Source organism: Pseudomonas sp. SDO5215_S409 (assembly GCF_054071325.1).
Map to the genome: position 1 here is coordinate 48,938 of NZ_JBSVWN010000017.1, position 17,723 is coordinate 66,660.

At 62.4% G+C, this 17,723-nt stretch carries 15 protein-coding genes; 9 read left to right on the forward strand and 6 right to left on the reverse strand.

Going from position 1 to position 17,723, the window contains the following annotated elements; genetic code table 11:
- Positions 1–8: 8 nt before the first annotated feature.
- Positions 9–1,562 (forward strand): galactarate dehydratase, encoded by a 1,554-nt coding sequence (garD, locus tag ACW9H9_RS11545; RefSeq protein WP_457343286.1) that lies wholly within the window; start codon positions 9–11, stop codon positions 1,560–1,562.
- Positions 1,563–1,698: 136 nt separating this feature from the next.
- Positions 1,699–2,640 carry an AEC family transporter gene (locus tag ACW9H9_RS11550; RefSeq protein WP_457343287.1) on the forward strand — a complete coding sequence of 314 codons (942 nt, stop codon included), beginning with the start codon at positions 1,699–1,701 and terminating at the stop codon, positions 2,638–2,640.
- Between the two features lie 13 nt (positions 2,641–2,653).
- Here ACW9H9_RS11550 and ACW9H9_RS11555 read toward each other — a convergent pair whose 3' ends face one another.
- The 6 genes from ACW9H9_RS11555 to gatC form a co-directional block, all read right to left on the reverse strand.
- Entirely contained in the window at positions 2,654–3,037 is a 384-nt protein-coding gene (locus ACW9H9_RS11555) for a carboxymuconolactone decarboxylase family protein (RefSeq protein WP_457343288.1), read from the reverse strand.
- The gene (locus ACW9H9_RS11560; protein ID WP_457343289.1) at positions 3,034–4,089 is read right to left on the reverse strand and encodes a calcium/sodium antiporter; all 1,056 of its coding nucleotides are present in this window, start codon (positions 4,087–4,089) and stop codon (positions 3,034–3,036) included. The genes ACW9H9_RS11555 and ACW9H9_RS11560 overlap by 4 nt, the downstream gene beginning before the upstream one ends.
- A 50-nt stretch (positions 4,090–4,139) precedes the next feature.
- A complete protein-coding gene (locus ACW9H9_RS11565; RefSeq protein ID WP_457343290.1) occupies positions 4,140–4,511 on the reverse strand; it encodes a septal ring lytic transglycosylase RlpA family protein in 372 nt (123 codons plus the stop codon).
- Between the two features lie 71 nt (positions 4,512–4,582).
- A complete protein-coding gene (gene gatB / locus ACW9H9_RS11570) occupies positions 4,583–6,028 on the reverse strand; it encodes an Asp-tRNA(Asn)/Glu-tRNA(Gln) amidotransferase subunit GatB (protein WP_457343291.1) in 1,446 nt (481 codons plus the stop codon).
- Between the two features lie 10 nt (positions 6,029–6,038).
- Entirely contained in the window at positions 6,039–7,490 is a 1,452-nt protein-coding gene (gene gatA / locus ACW9H9_RS11575) for an Asp-tRNA(Asn)/Glu-tRNA(Gln) amidotransferase subunit GatA (protein ID WP_457343292.1), read from the reverse strand.
- Between the two features lie 16 nt (positions 7,491–7,506).
- Positions 7,507–7,794: an Asp-tRNA(Asn)/Glu-tRNA(Gln) amidotransferase subunit GatC gene (gene gatC, locus ACW9H9_RS11580; protein WP_457343293.1), complete on the reverse strand. Its 288-nt coding sequence runs from the start codon at positions 7,792–7,794 to the stop codon at positions 7,507–7,509.
- Between the two features lie 210 nt (positions 7,795–8,004).
- Here gatC and mreB point away from each other — a divergent pair, with 210 nt between their 5' ends.
- From mreB to ACW9H9_RS11615, 7 genes are all read left to right on the forward strand, one after another.
- Entirely contained in the window at positions 8,005–9,042 is a 1,038-nt protein-coding gene (gene mreB, locus ACW9H9_RS11585; RefSeq protein WP_457343294.1) for a rod shape-determining protein MreB, read from the forward strand.
- A gap of 139 nt (positions 9,043–9,181) precedes the next feature.
- On the forward strand, positions 9,182–10,267 hold the full coding sequence (gene mreC / locus ACW9H9_RS11590; protein WP_457343337.1) for a rod shape-determining protein MreC: 1,086 nt from the start codon (positions 9,182–9,184) through the stop codon (positions 10,265–10,267).
- Positions 10,267–10,755 carry a rod shape-determining protein MreD gene (mreD, locus tag ACW9H9_RS11595; protein WP_457343295.1) on the forward strand — a complete coding sequence of 163 codons (489 nt, stop codon included), beginning with the start codon at positions 10,267–10,269 and terminating at the stop codon, positions 10,753–10,755. Before mreC ends, mreD begins: the two co-directional genes overlap by 1 nt.
- Positions 10,756–10,804: 49 nt before the next feature.
- Positions 10,805–11,401 (forward strand): Maf family protein, encoded by a 597-nt coding sequence (locus ACW9H9_RS11600; RefSeq protein WP_457343296.1) that lies wholly within the window; start codon positions 10,805–10,807, stop codon positions 11,399–11,401.
- Between the two features lie 69 nt (positions 11,402–11,470).
- Positions 11,471–12,928: a ribonuclease G gene (rng, locus tag ACW9H9_RS11605; RefSeq protein ID WP_457343297.1), complete on the forward strand. Its 1,458-nt coding sequence runs from the start codon at positions 11,471–11,473 to the stop codon at positions 12,926–12,928.
- Between the two features lie 75 nt (positions 12,929–13,003).
- Positions 13,004–16,819, forward strand: coding sequence for a YhdP family protein (locus ACW9H9_RS11610; protein ID WP_457343298.1), 3,816 nt, complete (start codon positions 13,004–13,006; stop codon positions 16,817–16,819).
- A gap of 48 nt (positions 16,820–16,867) precedes the next feature.
- Positions 16,868–17,716, forward strand: coding sequence for a carbon-nitrogen hydrolase family protein (locus ACW9H9_RS11615; RefSeq protein ID WP_457343299.1), 849 nt, complete (start codon positions 16,868–16,870; stop codon positions 17,714–17,716).
- Positions 17,717–17,723 lie beyond the last annotated feature (7 nt).

Consider the following 17,723-nt stretch of genomic DNA (forward strand, 5'->3'; position numbering starts at 1 on the left):
GTGGTGTGATGCAGTTGATTGAACATGCCGACTCGCCGCGCTCCATCCGTTTGCATGCGCGCGACAACGTAGTGATTGTGGTGAACGACCAGGGCGTGCCGGCCGGCACGGCGTTTGCGGACGGCCTGGTGACCGTGGATTTTGTGCCGCAAAGCCACAAGGTCACCCTGGAGGACATCCCCGAGGGCGGGCAGGTCATTCGTTACGGCCAGGTCATCGGCTACGCATTGCGCCCGATCCCCCGGGGCAGTTGGGTGCAGGAAGACCAGTTGCGCATGCCCACCGCGCCGCCGCTGGACAGTTTGCCGCTGTCCACCGAAGTGCCGCCCGCTGCGGCACCTCTGGAGGGCTTTACGTTCGAGGGCTACCGCAACGCCGACGGCACGGTGGGCACGCGCAATATCCTGGGCATCACCACCACCGTGCAGTGTGTGACCGGGGTGCTGGACCATGCGGTCAAGCGCATCAAGGAGGAGCTGTTGCCCCGCTATCCCCATGTGGATGACGTGGTGGCACTCACCCACAGTTATGGCTGCGGCGTGGCGATTACCGCCACCGACGCGTATATCCCGATCCGCACGGTGCGCAACCTGGCGCGTAACCCGAACCTGGGCGGCGAAGCGCTGGTGATCAGCCTTGGCTGCGAGAAGTTGCAGGCCGGCCAGGTGATGCACGAGGACGACCCGTCGGTGGACCTCAGCGAGCCGTGGTTGTACCGGTTGCAGGATGCTGGCCACGGGTTCAGTGAGATGGTCGAGCAGATCATGGCCTTGGCCGAAACCCGCCTGAAGAAACTCGACCTGCGGCGCCGCGAAACGGTGCCCGCGTCCGAGTTGATCCTGGGCATGCAATGCGGCGGCAGTGATGCGTTTTCCGGGATCACCGCCAACCCGGCGCTGGGCTATGCGTCGGACCTGCTGCTGCGGGCCGGGGCCACGGTGATGTTCTCGGAAGTCACCGAGGTGCGTGACGCCATCTACCTGTTGACCTCCCGTGCGCAAGACCAGGACGTGGCGCGCGAGCTGGTGCGGGAAATGGACTGGTACGACCGCTACCTGGCCAAGGGCGAGGCCGACCGCAGCGCCAACACCACGCCGGGCAATAAGAAGGGCGGGTTGTCGAATATCGTCGAAAAATCCCTGGGGTCCATCGTCAAGTCGGGCAGTAGCGCGATCAACGGCGTGTTGGGCCCGGGGGAGCGGGTCAAGGGCAAGGGCCTGATCTTCTGCGCCACGCCCGCCAGTGATTTTGTCTGCGGCACCCTGCAACTGGCGGCGGGCATGAACCTGCATGTGTTCACCACCGGGCGCGGCACGCCGTATGGCCTGGCGATGGCGCCGGTGGTGAAGGTGTCGACGCGCACGGAGCTGGCCCAGCGCTGGCCGGACCTGATCGACATCGACGCCGGGCGCATTGCCACTGGGCGGGCGACCATCGAGGAGCTGGGCTGGGAGTTGTTTCACTTCTACCTGGACGTGGCCAGCGGCAAGAAGCAGACGTGGGCGCAACGGCACAAGCTGCACAATGACATCACGTTGTTCAACCCGGCACCTATCACCTGAAACCGCAGCGCAGGCCCGCCCGTTCCCCTATTTGATGGGCATGGGCGGGCCTGCGATAGCGCCCGACCAGACGCCACGGCCCCCTCTGGCATATCATTAGCCACCTACCGACGCCCACCCCACAGGTTTCCCCGGCATGCTGGCTATTTTCCTCGCAACCCTCACCATCACCGCGCCGGTGTTTGCCATGCTGTTTCTTGGTGTGTTGCTCAAGCGCATCAACTGGATCAACGACAACTTTATCCACACCGCGTCGTCCCTGGTGTTTAACGTCACCATGCCCGCGTTGCTGTTTTTGGGCATCTTGCACGCCGATTTGCACTCGGCGCTCAAGCCCGGGTTGTTGGTCTACTTTGCCGTCGCCACGTTGCTGAGCTTTGCCCTGGCCTGGGGCTGGGCGATTTTCCGTTGCCCGCCCGCAGACCGCGGCATTTATGCCCAGGGTGCGTTCAGGGGCAACAACGGGGTGATCGGCTTGGCACTGGCGGCCAGCATGTATGGCGATTACGGGATCTCGCTCGGGTCTATCCTGGCCGGGCTGGTGATCCTGTTCTACAACACGCTGTCCACCATTGTGCTGGCGGTGTACAGCCCGGTGATCAAGTCCGACCCCTGGAGCATCTGCAAGAGCGTGCTGGCCAACCCGCTGATCATCAGCGTGATCGCCGCCACCCCGTTCGCGGTGTTCAAGATCGGTTTGCCGGGGTGGCTGGAGTCGTCGGGCCAGTACCTGGCGGACATGACCCTGCCGCTGGCGTTGATCTGCATTGGCGGGACCTTGTCGCTGGCAGCCTTGCGCAAGAGCGGCGATATGGCGCTCAGCGCGAGCCTGGTGAAGATGGTCGGTTTGCCGGTGTTCGCCACGCTGGGCGCCTGGTTGTGTGGTTTTCGCGGGCCGGAGTTGGGGATTCTGTTCCTGTATTTCGGCGCGCCAACCGCCGCTGCGAGCTTTGTGATGGCCCGGGCGGCGCAAGGTAATCACGAACTGGCGGCGGCGATTATCGTGATCACCACGCTGATGGCGGCGGTGACCACCAATATCGGTATTTTTGTGTTGCAGGCCGGGGGCTGGATCTAGCGGGCGGGTGCACTCATTGCTGATTGGCCTGGTACGCGTCGATCACTTCCTGCGCCGCCCGAAACGCATCGATCGCCGCGGGCACGCCGGCATACACCGCGCAATGCAGTAAGGCCTCGCGGATTTCTTCCACGGTGCAGCCGTTGTTCAGCGCGCCGCGCACGTGGCCTTTGAGTTCTTGCGGGCATTTGAGCGCGGTGAGGGCGGCCAGGGTGATCAGGCTGCGGGTCTTGAGCGGCAACCCTTCGCGGTTCCACACGCTGCCCCAGGCGTGTTCATTGACAAAGTCCTGCAACGGCTGGGTGAACGCGGTGGCGTTGCCCAGGGCGCGATCGACGAACACGTCGCCCATTACCTGCCTGCGCATTTCAACGCCGGGCTTTTTTTCTGCGGTCATTGCGGTTCCCTCTTGTGTTGGCGGCGCCAGGCTTGCAGCGAGGTGAACAACAAAAACGCCACCAGCACCGGCAGGACGTAATACAGCATCAGGTTTTCCAGCTTATTGGCGAGCGGCATGCCGGTGGTGAACGACACCACATGCAGCCCGTAAATCAGGTACAGCCCGAGAAACACCACGCCTTCGGCGCGGGTCACGCGGTAACCCGAATAAAACACCGGCAGGCACAGCACGGCCACGCCGAGTAATACCGGCAGGTCGAAGTCCAGCGCATTGGGCGACACCGACAAGGGCGACGGCGCCACCAGCGCGGTAAACCCCAGCACGCCCAGCAGGTTGAACAGGTTGCTGCCGATCACATTGCCCACCGCAATTTCGCGCTCGCCGCGCAGGGCTGCGATCAACGAAGTGGCCAGGCACGGCAGCGAGGTGCCCACGCCAATCAACGTCAGGCCGATGATGCGTTCCGACAGGCCCCACTCGGAGGCGACTTCCACGGCCGCGCCCAGCAGCAGGTGCCCGGCCGCCACCAGAATCGCCAGCCCGCCGAGCATCCACAACAGGCTGCTCAGCCAGGGCGCGCGGGCCACCGTGTCCAGCGTGCGCGGGCGGCGCGAGTGACGGGTCTGGTAATGCAGCAGGGCCAGGTAGGCCGCCAGCGCCGCGAGCAGCACCAGCCCGTCAGCGGGCGTCAGCGACTCGTTGGCGGCCAGGGCAAACACCAGCAGGCTGGCGAGGATCATCACCGGGATGTCCAGGCGCACCAACTGGCGGGAAACCCGCAGCGGGATGATCAGCGCCGACAGGCCCAGGGTCACGAGGGTATTGAAGATGCCGTTGCCGATCACGCTGCCCACGGCGATGTCCGTGTTGTCGGCCAGCGTGGCTTGCAGGCTGATGGCCATCTGCGGCGCGCTGCTGCCAAAGGCGACGATGCTCAGGCCCATGATCAGCGGGCGCACCTTGAGACTGGCCGCCAGGCGCACAGCGGCGCGCACCAGTATTTCGGCGCCGAAGATCAACAGCACCAGGCCGCTGATAAGTTCGATCATGCTGAAGGGTGAGAGGGCGGTTAATCCAAAAATGGTCGGGGCTCCGAGGGTCAGTTGCCGAGTGCTTGGACGCGCACGCGCGCAGTGCCGCTGCCGAGCATACCCAACTGTTCGGCGGCTTTGCGCGAAACGTCGATCAAACGGCCACGGGTATGCGGGCCGCGATCATTGATGCGTACCACCACGCTTTTGTCGTTGTCCAGGTTTGTGACCTTGACCTGCGTCCCGAAGGGCAGGCGCCGGTGGGCGGCGGTCAGGGCGTTCTGGTTGAAGGGTTCGCCACTGGCCGTGCGGTTGCCGTGGTGCCGGGCGCCGTAATAGGAGGCGGTGCCGGTTTCGTCGTAGCCGTTGGGGTCGATCAGGCCGCTGGCGCAGCCGGTGAGCAACGACATCAGTGCACAGCTTGCGAGTAGACGCCTCACTGTTAAAGCCTCCACAAAAGGCAGGTGGTCGCGGGGCAAGCCCGCTTCCACCTGCGTTCGCTGCGCCGCTATCAGCCTTCGAGCTTGCTCTTGAGCAGTTCGTTCACCTGTTGCGGGTTGGCCTTGCCTTTGGACGCTTTCATCGCCTGGCCGACAAAGAAGCCGAACATCTTGCCGCGCTTGGCTTCGTCTGCCGCACGGTATTGTTCGACCTGCTCGGCGTTAGCCGCCAGCATTTCGTCCAGCACCGCCGAAATTGCGCCGCTGTCGGTGACTTGCTTGAGGCCGCGCTTTTCGATGATCTGGTCGGCATTGCCTTCGCCCGCAGCCATCGCTTCAAACACGGTCTTGGCGATTTTGCCGGAGATGGTGTTGTCTTTGATGCGCAGCAGCATGCCGCCCAACTGCTCGGCGGACACCGGCGACGCGTCGATTTCCAGGCCCTGTTTGTTCAGCAGGCTGCCCAACTCGACCATCACCCAGTTGGCCGCCAGCTTGGCGTCACCGGCAATGCTCAGCACGTGCTCGAAGTAGTCCGCTTGCTCGCGGCTCGAGGCCAGTACGCTGGCGTCGTACACCGACAGGCCCAGTTGGGACTGGAAACGCTCGCGTTTCTGTTGCGGCAACTCCGGCAGGCTTTCGCGCACGGCGTCCAGGAACGCGTCCTCGATGACCACTGGCAGCAGGTCGGGGTCCGGGAAGTAACGGTAGTCGTTGGCTTCCTCTTTGCTGCGCATGGCGCGGGTTTCGTCTTTGTTCGGGTCGTACAGGCGGGTTTGCTGGATGACCTTGCCGCCGTCTTCGATCAGCTCGATCTGGCGCTGGATCTCGGTGTTGATCGCCTTTTCGATGAAGCGGAACGAGTTGACGTTCTTGATCTCGCAGCGGGTGCCGAACTCGACCTGGCCTTTTGGCCGCACCGACACGTTGCAGTCGCAACGCAGCGAGCCTTCGGCCATGTTGCCGTCGCAAATGCCCAGGTAGCGCACCAGCGCGTGGATCGACTTGACGTAGGCCACGGCTTCCTTGGCGCTGCGCATGTCCGGCTCGGAGACGATTTCCAGCAAAGGCGTGCCGGCGCGGTTCAGGTCGATGCCGGTGGCACCGTTGAACTCTTCATGCAGGCTCTTGCCGGCGTCTTCTTCCAGGTGCGCACGGGTGATGCCGACGCGCTTGACCGTGCCGTCTTCCAGCGGGATGTCCAGAAAGCCTTTGCCGACGATCGGCAATTCCATCTGGCTGATCTGGTAGCCCTTGGGCAGGTCCGGGTAGAAGTAGTTTTTGCGGGCGAATACGTTGTGCTGGCCGATCTGGGCGTCGATCGCCAGGCCGAACATCACGGCCATGCGCACGGCCTCTTCGTTCAGGACCGGCAACACGCCGGGCATGCCCAGGTCGACCAGGCTGGCCTGGGTGTTGGGCTCTGCGCCAAAGGTGGTGGCACTGCCAGAGAAAATCTTCGATTGAGTGGCGAGCTGGGTATGAATCTCCAGCCCGATCACGACTTCCCATTGCATACAGTTCTCCTCAGAAGCCGGTAGGGGTGCGGGTGTGCCAGTCGGTATGCAACTGGTACTGGTGCGCCACATTGAGCAGGCGGCCTTCCTGGAAATACGGGGCGAGCAGTTGCACGCCGACCGGCAGGCCATCGACGAACCCTGCGGGCATGGACAAGCCCGGCAAGCCCGCGAGGTTGGCGGTGATGGTGTAGAGGTCCTCGAGGTACGCGGCCACCGGGTCGCCGTTCTTGGCGCCGAGCTTCCAGGCCGGGTTTGGCGTGGTCGGGCCCAGGATCACGTCGACGTGTTCAAAGGCGGCCATGAAGTCGTTCTTCACCAGGCGACGGATTTTTTGCGCCTTGAGGTAGTACGCATCGTAGTAACCGGCCGACAGGGCGTAGGCCCCGACCATGATGCGCCGTTGTACTTCGGCGCCGAAGCCTTCGCCACGGGAGCGCGCGTACAGGTCGGCCAGGTCCTTGGGGTTCTCGCAGCGGTAGCCGAAACGCACGCCGTCGAACCGCGACAGGTTGGAGGAGGCCTCCGCCGGGGCGATCACGTAATAGGCCGGAATGGCGTGCTGGTTGTTCGGCAGGCTGATGTCCTTGATCACGGCGCCGAGCTTTTCCAGCTCCTTGACGCTGGCGTGCACCCGTTCGGCGATGCGCGGGTCCAGGCCTGCGCTGAAGTATTCCTTGGGCACGCCGATGCGCAGGCCTTTCAACGAGGTGTTGAGGCTGGCGCTGTAGTCCGGAACGGGCTCGTCGATGCTGGTGGAGTCGTTTTTATCGAAGCCAGCCATACCTTGTAACAAAATTGCGCAGTCTTCGGCGGTGCGTGCCAGCGGGCCGCCCTGATCGAGGCTGGACGCGTAGGCAATCATGCCCCAGCGGGAAACGCGACCGTAGGTCGGTTTGAGGCCGGTGAGGTTGGTGAAGGCCGCCGGCTGGCGGATCGAGCCGCCGGTGTCGGTGGCCGTGGCGGCCGGCAGGAAGCGCGCGGCAACGGCCGCAGCGGAGCCACCGGACGAACCGCCGGGCACGTGCTCCAGGTTCCACGGGTTTTTGGCGGCGCCGTAGTAGCTCGACTCGTTGGCCGAGCCCATGGCGAATTCGTCCATGTTGGTCTTGCCCAGCGTGACAGCCCCGGCAGCGGCCAGCTTGGCCACCACGGTGGCGTCATAGGGCGCCTTGAAGTTGTCGAGCATTTTGGAGCCGCAACTGGTGCGAACGCCCTGGGTGCAGAACAGGTCTTTGTGGGCAATGGGTGCGCCCAGCAGTGCGCCGTTCTCACCGTTGGCGCGACGGGCGTCGGCGGCCCGGGCCTGGCCCAGGGCCAGTTCTTCGGTGAGGCTGATGAAGCTGTTGACCGCAGGATCAAGCTCGGCGATGCGCGCAAGCAGGGTCTTGGTCAGTTCTTCGCTGGAAAACTTTTTGTCGGCAAGACCGCGGGCGATCTCGGCCAGAGTCAATTCGTGCATTGCAGGCTCTTTCCCTTTAGTCGATGACTTTCGGAACCAGGTACAGGCCGTTTTCGACCGCTGGCGCGATGGACTGGTAGGCCTCGCGATTGTTGCGTTCGGTCACGACGTCTGCACGCAGGCGCTGATGGGCTTCCAGTGGGTGGGCCAGGGGTTCGATACCGTCGGTATTCACGGCCTGCATTTGGTCGACCAGCCCGAGAATGCTGTTTAAAGCTTCGGTGGTCTGTGGAAGATCGGCTTCATTGAGGCGCAAGCTGGCCAAATGAGCGATTTTTTCCACGTCGGAGCGATCAAGCGCCATGGGTTTCTCCTGTGGAAAACAAAACGGAGGCTGTCCGTGTGTTAGATTGTCGGAACACTACCGCATTTCTACGGTCATATGGCCGCGATTGTGGGGGTTGGTGCACAGAAAGTCGGCCAATTTAACATATTGGCGCCTTGCCCAAAATCCCTGTCGTTGTTAGAGTTTGCCGCACTTTTTTACCCACGCGTTGCCTAGGGTCCCTTTCCCATGTTCAAGAAACTGCGTGGCATGTTTTCCAGCGATCTATCCATCGACCTGGGCACTGCCAACACCCTTATTTACGTGCGTGAGCGCGGCATTGTCCTGAATGAGCCATCCGTTGTGGCCATTCGGACCCATGGTACTCAGAAAAGTGTCGTTGCCGTGGGCACCGAGGCCAAGCGCATGCTCGGCCGTACACCGGGCAACATTGCTGCCATTCGTCCGATGAAAGACGGCGTGATCGCCGACTTCAGCGTCTGCGAAAAGATGCTGCAGTACTTCATCAACAAAGTTCACGAAAACAGTTTCCTGCAGCCCAGCCCTCGTGTGCTGATCTGCGTGCCTTGTAAGTCCACCCAGGTGGAGCGTCGTGCCATCCGTGAATCGGCCCTGGGGGCCGGTGCCCGCGAAGTGTTCCTGATCGAAGAGCCAATGGCCGCCGCTATCGGTGCGGGCCTGCCGGTCGAGGAAGCACGCGGTTCGATGGTGGTGGATATCGGTGGTGGTACTACCGAAATCGCGCTGATTTCCCTTAATGGCGTGGTGTATGCCGAATCCGTGCGGGTGGGTGGCGACCGTTTCGACGAAGCGATCATCACTTACGTGCGTCGTAACTACGGCAGCCTGATCGGCGAATCCACTGCCGAGCGCATCAAGCAGGAAATCGGTACTGCCTACCCGGGCGGCGAAGTGCGTGAAGTCGACGTTCGCGGCCGTAACCTGGCCGAAGGCGTGCCACGTGCCTTCACCCTGAACTCCAATGAAGTGCTGGAGGCTCTGCAAGAGTCCCTGGCCACCATCGTTCAGGCCGTGAAAAGCGCCCTGGAGCAATCGCCGCCGGAACTGGCTTCCGACATCGCCGAGCGTGGCCTGGTGCTGACCGGTGGTGGCGCGCTGCTGCGTGACCTCGACAAGCTGCTGGCCCAGGAAACCGGCCTGCCGGTGATCGTCGCCGAAGACCCGCTGACCTGCGTCGCCCGTGGCGGTGGCCGTGCACTGGAAATGATGGATAAACACACCATGGACCTGCTCTCCAGCGAATAAGCTGCTTGAGTGTTTCCGTGTCTCGCCCGCAGGCAGCACTTTGCAGTGCTGCCTGTTGGCGTTTATCTTCTTCAATCTGCATCCAGGCCGGTTTGATGCCGTATGAATAATGTAAACATTTGCCTGGGAGGAGCGGCCCATTAAACCGCTTTTCGCCAAGGGTCCCTCGCTGGGCGTGCGCCTGTTGGTGCTGGTCGTGCTATCGGTCGCGCTGATGGTGGTCGATGCCCGCTTCACACTGCTCAAGCCGGTGCGTAGCCAGATGTCGCTGGTGCTGATGCAGACTTACTGGATCACCGACCTGCCGCAGCGGCTATGGCAAGGTGTGGCCAGCCAGTTTGGCAGCCGGACCGAGCTTGTGGCCGAGAACGAAAAACTCAAGACCGAGAACCTGCTGCTGCAAGGGCGCATGCAAAAACTGGCGGCCCTGACCGAGCAGAACGTTCGGCTGCGCGAGTTGCTCAACTCGTCTGCGCTGGTCAACGAAAAGGTCGAAGTGGCCGAGTTGATCGGCATGGACCCCAACCCCTTCACCCACCGCATCATCATCAACAAGGGTGAGCGCGATGGCGTGGTCCTCGGTCAACCGGTACTCGATGCCCGTGGCCTGATGGGCCAGGTGGTGGAGCTGATGCCGTACACATCCCGTGTGCTGCTGCTGACCGACACCACCCACAGCATCCCGGTACAGGTCAACCGCAACGGCCTGCGGGCGATTGCCAGCGGCACCGGCAACCCCGAGCGCCTGGAATTGCGTCATGTGGCCGACACGGCCGACATCAAGGAAGGCGACCTGTTGGTCAGCTCCGGCCTGGGGCAGCGTTTCCCGGCGGGCTACCCGGTGGCGACTGTGAAGGAAGTGATCCACGACTCTGGCCAGCCGTTTGCGATTGTGCGCGCCGTGCCGACGGCCGCGCTGAACCGCAGCCGCTACCTGTTGCTGGTGTTCAGTGACAACCGCACCCCGGAAGAGCGCGCCAACGAAGCCGCGCAAGCCCAGGAAGCGCAAGACAAGCAAAACGGCGCCACGCCGATCATTCCGGCCACTGTGCCCAAACCGGCGGCGCCCGCTGCACAGGCCCCGGCTGTTCCGGCAGCGCCCGTGGCAACCCCGGCCAAGCCGGTCGCCCATAGCGCCCGTCCCGCCAAGCCTGCCGCCGCGCCCAAGCCGCCAGCGGCGACACCGGCTGCGGCGCCGGCAACCACTCGGCAGAGGGAGGAATAATGGCCGGTACTCATCCGCGCAACGGTTGGATCGTGTGGCTGACGTTCGCCATCGGTTTGTTGCTCAGTGTTTCGCCGCTGCCGCAGTTCATGGAAATTCTGCGGCCGCTGTGGATGGCCTTGCTGCTGGCGTTCTGGGCGCTGGCCCTGCCGCACAAAGTGGGCATGGTCACGGCCATGTGCCTGGGGTTGGCGGAAGATGTGCTGTATGGCACCTTGCTTGGCCAGAACGCATTGATCCTCACCTTGATCACCTTTCTGGTGCTGTCGTTGCAGCAGCGCTTGCGCATGTTCCCCATGTGGCAGCAGTGCCTGGTGATCCTGGTGATCTTTGGCCTGGCGCAGTTGGTGCAGCTGTGGCTCAGCGCCTTGACTGGCAACCGCCAGCCGACCCTGGCCCTGGTATTACCGGCGCTGGTCAGTGCGTTGTTGTGGCCGTGGATCAGCTTTGGCCTGCGTGGGTTGCGTCGCCGCTACAAAATAAATTGATGGATCGCGAGGCTCTGCCTGGTTATCAATCCTACAGGGAGAGTCTGCAATGAATTCGCTTTGTCTCGCTTCAGGCTCGCCCCGCCGGCGTGAGCTGCTGACACAAATCGGTGTGCCGTTCACCGTGGTCAGTGCCGCCATCGATGAAACCCCTCTTGTCAATGAACCTGCGACTGCCTATGTCGAACGCCTGGCGCGTGCCAAGGCCGCAGCCGGGTGGGTGGCGCTTGGCGAGGTGTCGGGCGTGTGCGTATTGGGCGCCGACACGGCGGTCATCCTTGACGGGCAGATTCTTGGCAAGCCGCTGGATCAGGCCGATGCGCTGGCCATGCTCATGGCCCTGTCGGGCCGTGAACACGAGGTCATCACCGCCATTGCCATGCTGGACGGCCAGCGCTGTGAGGTGCGACAGGTGAGCAGCCGCGTGCGCTTTCGCACCCTCTCCATCGAGGAAGCCACGGCCTACTGGCACAGCGGCGAGCCTCAGGACAAGGCGGGCGGCTATGCTATCCAGGGGCTGGCGGCGGTGTTTGTGGCCTGTCTTAACGGCAGCTACTCCGCAGTGGTGGGTTTGCCCGTCTGCGAAACCGCAGAACTTCTGGGCCAATTCGGCATACCCTGTTGGCAAAATCTTACAGCGCGCTAAACGTGGTACTACAGCGCCAAGCCCAAGCGATCGGCCACTATTGTGAAAACGCCTGAACGAGACCTAGCCATGAGTGAAGAGATCCTGATCAATATCACGCCGATGGAATCGCGCGTGGCGGTGGTAGAAAACGGTGTTCTGCAAGAAGTGCACGTCGAACGCACCCAGAAGCGCGGGATCGTCGGCAATATCTATAAAGGTAAGGTCGTGCGCGTGTTGCCGGGCATGCAGGCGGCGTTTGTCGACATCGGCCTGGACCGCGCCGCTTTTATCCATGCTTCGGAAATTTCCCTGCGTGAGGGCGCGGCGGTCGAAAGCATCAGCGCCCTGGTGCATGAAGGGCAGAGCCTGGTGGTACAGGTCACCAAGGACCCCATCGGTTCCAAAGGTGCGCGGCTGACCACGCAACTGTCGATTCCCTCGCGCTACCTGGTGTACATGCCGCGCACCGCGCACGTCGGCATTTCCCTGAAAATCGAAGATGAAGCCGAACGTGATCGCCTGAAAAAAGTGGTCAGCGATTGCGTGGCGGCGGAAGGGATCAAGGAGGCCGGTGGTTTTATCCTGCGCACCGCCGCAGAAGGCGCAGGCGCCGACGAGATCCTGATGGACATCCGCTACCTGCGCCGCCTGTGGGAGCAGATCGGCACCCAGATCAAGACCATCGGCGCGCCCAGCGTCATCTACGAAGACCTTGGCCTGGCGCTGCGCACTCTGCGTGACCTGGTCAGCCCCAAGATCGAGAAAATTCGCATCGACTCGCGGGAAACCTTCCAGCGCACCACGCAATTTGTTGCCGAACTGATGCCGGAAATTGCCGACCGCCTGGAGCACTACCCGGGCGAGCGGCCGATCTTTGACCTGTACGGTGTCGAAGACGAAATCCAGAAAGCCCTGGAACGCAAGGTGCCGCTCAAGTCCGGCGGTTATCTGGTGGTGGACCCGGCCGAAGCCATGACGACCATTGATGTGAACACCGGGGCGTTTGTCGGCCATCGCAACCTTGAAGAAACCATCTTCAAGACCAACCTCGAAGCGGCCACCGCCATCGCCCGTCAGCTGCGCCTGCGCAACCTGGGCGGGATCATCATCATCGACTTCATTGACATGGAAGATGAGGAGCACCAGCGCCAGGTACTGCGCACCCTCGAAAAGCAGCTGGAGCGTGACCACGCCAAGACCAACATCATCGGCATCACCGAGCTGGGGCTGGTGCAGATGACCCGCAAGCGCACCCGCGAAAGCCTTGAGCAAGTGCTGTGCGAGCCCTGCAGCAGTTGCCAGGGGCGCGGCAAGCTGAAAACCCCGGAAACGGTTTGCTATGAGATCTTCCGTGAAATCTTACGAGAGGCGCGCGCATACCAGGCTGAGGGCTATAGAGTGCTTGCCAACCAGAAAGTCGTTGATCGGCTACTGGATGAAGAGTCGGGCAATGTGGCCGAATTGGAGAGCTTTATCGGCCGCACTATTCGTTTCCAGGTAGAAACCATGTACTCCCAGGAACAATACGACGTGGTGCTGCTCTGATTCGCATCAACTTATTCCTACGAGATCGGCGGACCTTGATCTGCCGTCCGATTATTACCTTGGGGGTCGCCTGACATGGAGCGTCTTACGCGCTTTTTTGCCGCTTTGACCCGTTGGAGCCTTGGCTTGTGTGCGCTGCTGTTAATACTGGCAGCGGTCTACGTGAGCCTGGGTCGTGAATTGACGCCGCTGGTGGCGGAGTACCGTGGCGAAATCGAAACCAAGGCCCGTGCTGCGCTCGATATGCCGTTGGCGATTGGCAGCCTGGAAGGGCGCTGGAGCGGGTTTGCACCGGTGTTGCTGGCCCATGACGTGATGGTCGGCGAGGGCAACCATGCCGTGCGCCTGGACCAGGTGGAAGCGGTGCCGGACCTATGGGCCAGCCTGCTGGCGCGGGAAGTGCGCATCGCACGCCTTCAGGTCAGCGGCCTGCAGGTGAGCCTCAAGGAGGACGAGGGCGGACACTGGGCATTGCAAGGCCTGCCGGTGCAGGATGACCAGCCGCTGGACCCTCAACAGTTGCTCACGCAACTGCAACGGGTCGGGCAAGTGTCGCTGCTCGACAGCCAGGTGACGTTGCAGCCGTTTAACCAGGCACCGTTGACGCTGACCTATGTCGGCATCAACTTGCAGACCGGCGCGAATCGTCAACGACTCGACGCTCGCCTGACCCTGCCGGATGGCCAGCCCCTGGCGCTCAACCTGCGCACCCGCATCCAGGCCAGCCACTGGAAAGACGGCGAGGCCGAGGCCTACCTGAGCCTGCCCCAGAGTGATTGGGCACGATGGGTTCCGGCAACACTCTTGCAGCAATGGAAGCTGGGCGAGCTGAAGGCCGGTGGCGAATTCTGGCTGACCTGGGCCAAGGGCACGGTACAAAGCGCTGCCGTGCGCCTCAATGCGCCGCAGTTGAGCGTCAGTTACGCTGATCGCAAGCCCGCTCACATCGAGAACCTGGCGCTCACCGCCTACCTGCAACGCAATGACGACGGCCTCAAGGTGCTGTTTGATTCGTTGGCGATGAATCTGGGCGAAACCCGTTGGGAATCGCACCTGCAATTGCAGCAAACCAAGGCCAAAGAGACGGCCGGTGAAACCTGGCGCCTGCAAGCCGACCGGCTGGACCTGACTCCCATCACCCCATTGCTCAACGCCTTGGCACCCTTGCCGGAAGGCGTTGCCAAGACCATCGATCACCTGAACGCCACCGGTACGTTGCGTAATGTGTGGGTGGATTTTCGCCCTGACGAGGCCGGTGACAAGCGCGTGAGTTTTGCCGCCAACCTGGACCGTATAGGCTTCGATGCGTATTTCGGCGCGCCGGCCGCGCGCAATGTCACCGGCAGCATCAGTGGCGACCTGGGCGGCGGTGAGTTGCGTATGGACAGCAAGGATTTTTCCCTGCACCTGTATCCGATCTTCGCCAAGCCCTGGCAGTACATCCAGGCCAATGCCCGCCTGACGTGGAAGCTGGACAAGGAAGGCTTCACGCTGATTGCCCCGTACATCAAAGTACTGGGCGAAGAGGGCAAGATCGCTGCCGACTTCCTGATTCGCCTGCATTTTGACCATCGTCAGGAAGACTACATGGACCTGCGCGTAGGGCTGGTCGACGGCGATGGGCGTTTCACGCCCAAGTACCTGCCTGCGGTGCTCAGCCCGGCCCTGGATGAATGGCTGCGTACCGCGATTCTCAAGGGCGCGGTGGACCAGGGGTTCTTCCAGTACCAAGGTTCGCTGGATCACGATGCGCTGTCCGCTGCGCGCAATATCAGCCTGTTTTTCAAGGTGCATGATGCCGAACTGGCCTTCCAACCGGGCTGGCCACACGTCAGCAAGGTCAGTGGCGAAGTGTTCGTCGAAGAGAGCGGCGTGCGTATTTTGGCCAGTAAGGGCCAGTTGCTCGATACCAAGGTCAAGGACGTGTATGTCAACGTTCCCCATGCACCCAGCGACAAAGACAGCCACCTGCTGCTCACCGGCAGCTTCGCTGGCGGCCTGGGCGATGGCCTGAAAATCCTGCAGGAAGCACCGATCGGTACGGCATCGACCTTTGCCGGCTGGAAGGGCGAGGGCGATCTGCAAGGCAAGCTCGACCTGGACATCCCCCTGTCAAAAGGCGCCGACCCCAAGGTGGTGGTGGACTTCAAGACAGACAAGGCGCGCCTGCAATTGGCCGACCCGGTCCTGGACCTGAACCAGCTCAAAGGCAATTTCCGCTTTGACACGGCCAAGGGGCTCAGCGGTCAGAACATCAGTGCGCAGGCGTTTGATCGCCCTGTCACCGCGCAGATTTTTGCCGATGGCAAGCCAGGCAATCTCAGTACACGCATCGCGGCAAAGGGCCAGGTGACGGTCAAAAAACTCACTGACTGGCTTAAATTCAGCCAGCCGCTGCCGGTGTCCGGCGACATTCCCTACCAATTGCAGCTCACCCTGGATGGCGCCGATAGCCAATTGATGGTCACCTCCGACCTCAAGGGGGTGACGGTGGACTTGCCCGCGCCGTTCGGCATGCCAGCCAGCCAAGGGCGTGACAGCGTGTTTCGCATGACGCTGCAAGGTGCGGAGCGGCGTTACTGGTTCGATTATGGCGAGTTGGCCAGCTTTACCTTCGCTGCTGCGCCGGACAAATTTGCCGAAGGGCGCGGCGAGCTGTTCCTCGGTAATGGCGATGCGATATTGCCGGCCGCCAAGGGGCTGCGTATACGCGGCGTGCTGTCGGAGCTGGATATCGACCCCTGGAAAAAACTGATGGGTCGCTACGCCGCCAACGACCCGGGCGGCAGCGCCAAGCAACTGTTGAGCGGTGCCGATTTCAAGGTCGACAAACTGACGGGTTTTGGCATCCAGTTCGATCAGGTCAACCTGCTGTTGGACCGCAAGCCTGCTGCCTGGGGCCTGCAGTTCGACAGTCAGCAAGCCAAGGGCACTGTGAGCCTGCCGGATGCGAAGGCTGCGCCGATTGCCATCAACTTGCAGTACGTGAAGCTGCCCGCAGTGGACCCGACGGTGCAGGCCGATGAAAACGCGCCGGACCCGCTGGCCGATATCGACCCCAAAGACATCCCTGCACTGGATGTGTCGATTGGCCAGCTGTTCCAGGGCCCCGACCTGGTCGGCGCCTGGTCGATGAAAATTCGCCCGACCGCCAAGGGGATGGCCTTCAACAGCCTCGATATGGGCCTCAAGGGGATGCAGCTTACCGGGGCTGGCGGTTGGGAGGGTGCGCCCGGTGCCAGCGGCAGTTGGTACAAGGGCCGCCTGGACGGCAAGAACATCGCCGATGTGCTCAAGGGCTGGGGGTTTGCGCCCAGCGTGACCAGCGAAGATTTTCGTGTGGACGTGGACGGGCGCTGGCCGGGTTCGCCGGCCTGGGTCGGGCCCAAGCGGTTCTCCGGCAGCCTGGACGCGGCGTTTCGCAAGGGCCAGTTTGTTGAAGTGGACGGCGGCGCACAGGCGCTGCGGGTGTTTGGCCTGCTGAACTTCAACTCGATTGGTCGCCGCTTGCGCCTGGACTTCTCCGACCTGCTCGGCAAAGGTCTGAGTTATGACCGGGTCAAAGGCTTGTTGGCGGCGAGTGACGGCGTGTTTGTCACCCGTGAGCCCATCACCATGACCGGCCCTTCGAGCAACCTGGAAATCAACGGCACCCTGGACCTAGTGGCTGACCGCGTGGACGCCAAGCTGTTGGTGACGCTGCCGGTGACCAACAACCTGCCCATTGCCGCGCTGATCGTGGGCGCCCCGGCCATTGGCGGCGCGTTGTTTCTGATCGACAAATTGATCGGTGACCAGGTTTCCCGGTTCGCCAGTGTGCAATACAAGGTACAAGGCCCTTGGAAAGACCCGAAAATCACCTTTGACAAGCCATTTGAAAAGCCACAATAAGCCGCTGTGGAGTAGCATGGCCGAATGCTTTTTCTGGAGTCTCGGCCCATGTCCCTTGCGGTAATTCAAATGGTCAGCCAAAGCGATGTGCTGGCCAACCTTGTGCAGGCCCGTCGTCTGCTGGAGCAAGCCGCCAGGGGCGGTGCCAGGCTGGCGGTGCTGCCGGAAAACTTCGCCGCCATGGGCCGTCGCGACGTGGCCGATATCGGTCGTGCCGAGGCCTTGGGACAGGGGCCGATCTTGCCCTGGTTGAAACAGACCGCACGCGACCTCAAGTTATGGATAGTGGCGGGCACCTTGCCTCTGCCGCCAGCGGGCCAGCCGGACGCCAAGTCCAATGCCTGCTCGCTGCTGGTGGATGACCGGGGGGAAGTCGTTGCCCGTTACGACAAACTGCACCTGTTCGATGTCGATGTAGCCGATACGCGTGGGCGTTACCGCGAATCTGATGACTATGCTTATGGCAGCCAGGTGGTTGTGGCGGACACACCGGTGGGGCGGCTGGGGTTGACGGTGTGCTACGACCTGCGTTTTCCGGAGCTGTACAGCGAACTGCGTGCCGCGAGGGCCGAGCTGATTACCGCGCCCTCGGCATTTACGGCGGTGACGGGGGCCGCTCATTGGGACGTATTGATTCGCGCCCGGGCCATCGAAACCCAGTGCTACATCTTGGCTGCCGCCCAGGGCGGGGTGCATCCGGGGCCGCGTGAGACATTTGGACACGCCGCCATCATCGACCCCTGGGGCCGAGTGTTGGCGCAACAGGATCAAGGCGAAGCGGTGCTGTTGGCCGAGCGCGATAGCAATGAACAGGCGTCGATACGGGCGCGTATGCCGGTGGCAGGCCATCGGCGCTTTTTCTCGCAGGGCGCGCAGCGGCCTGCTTCAGAACGATGAATTTAAG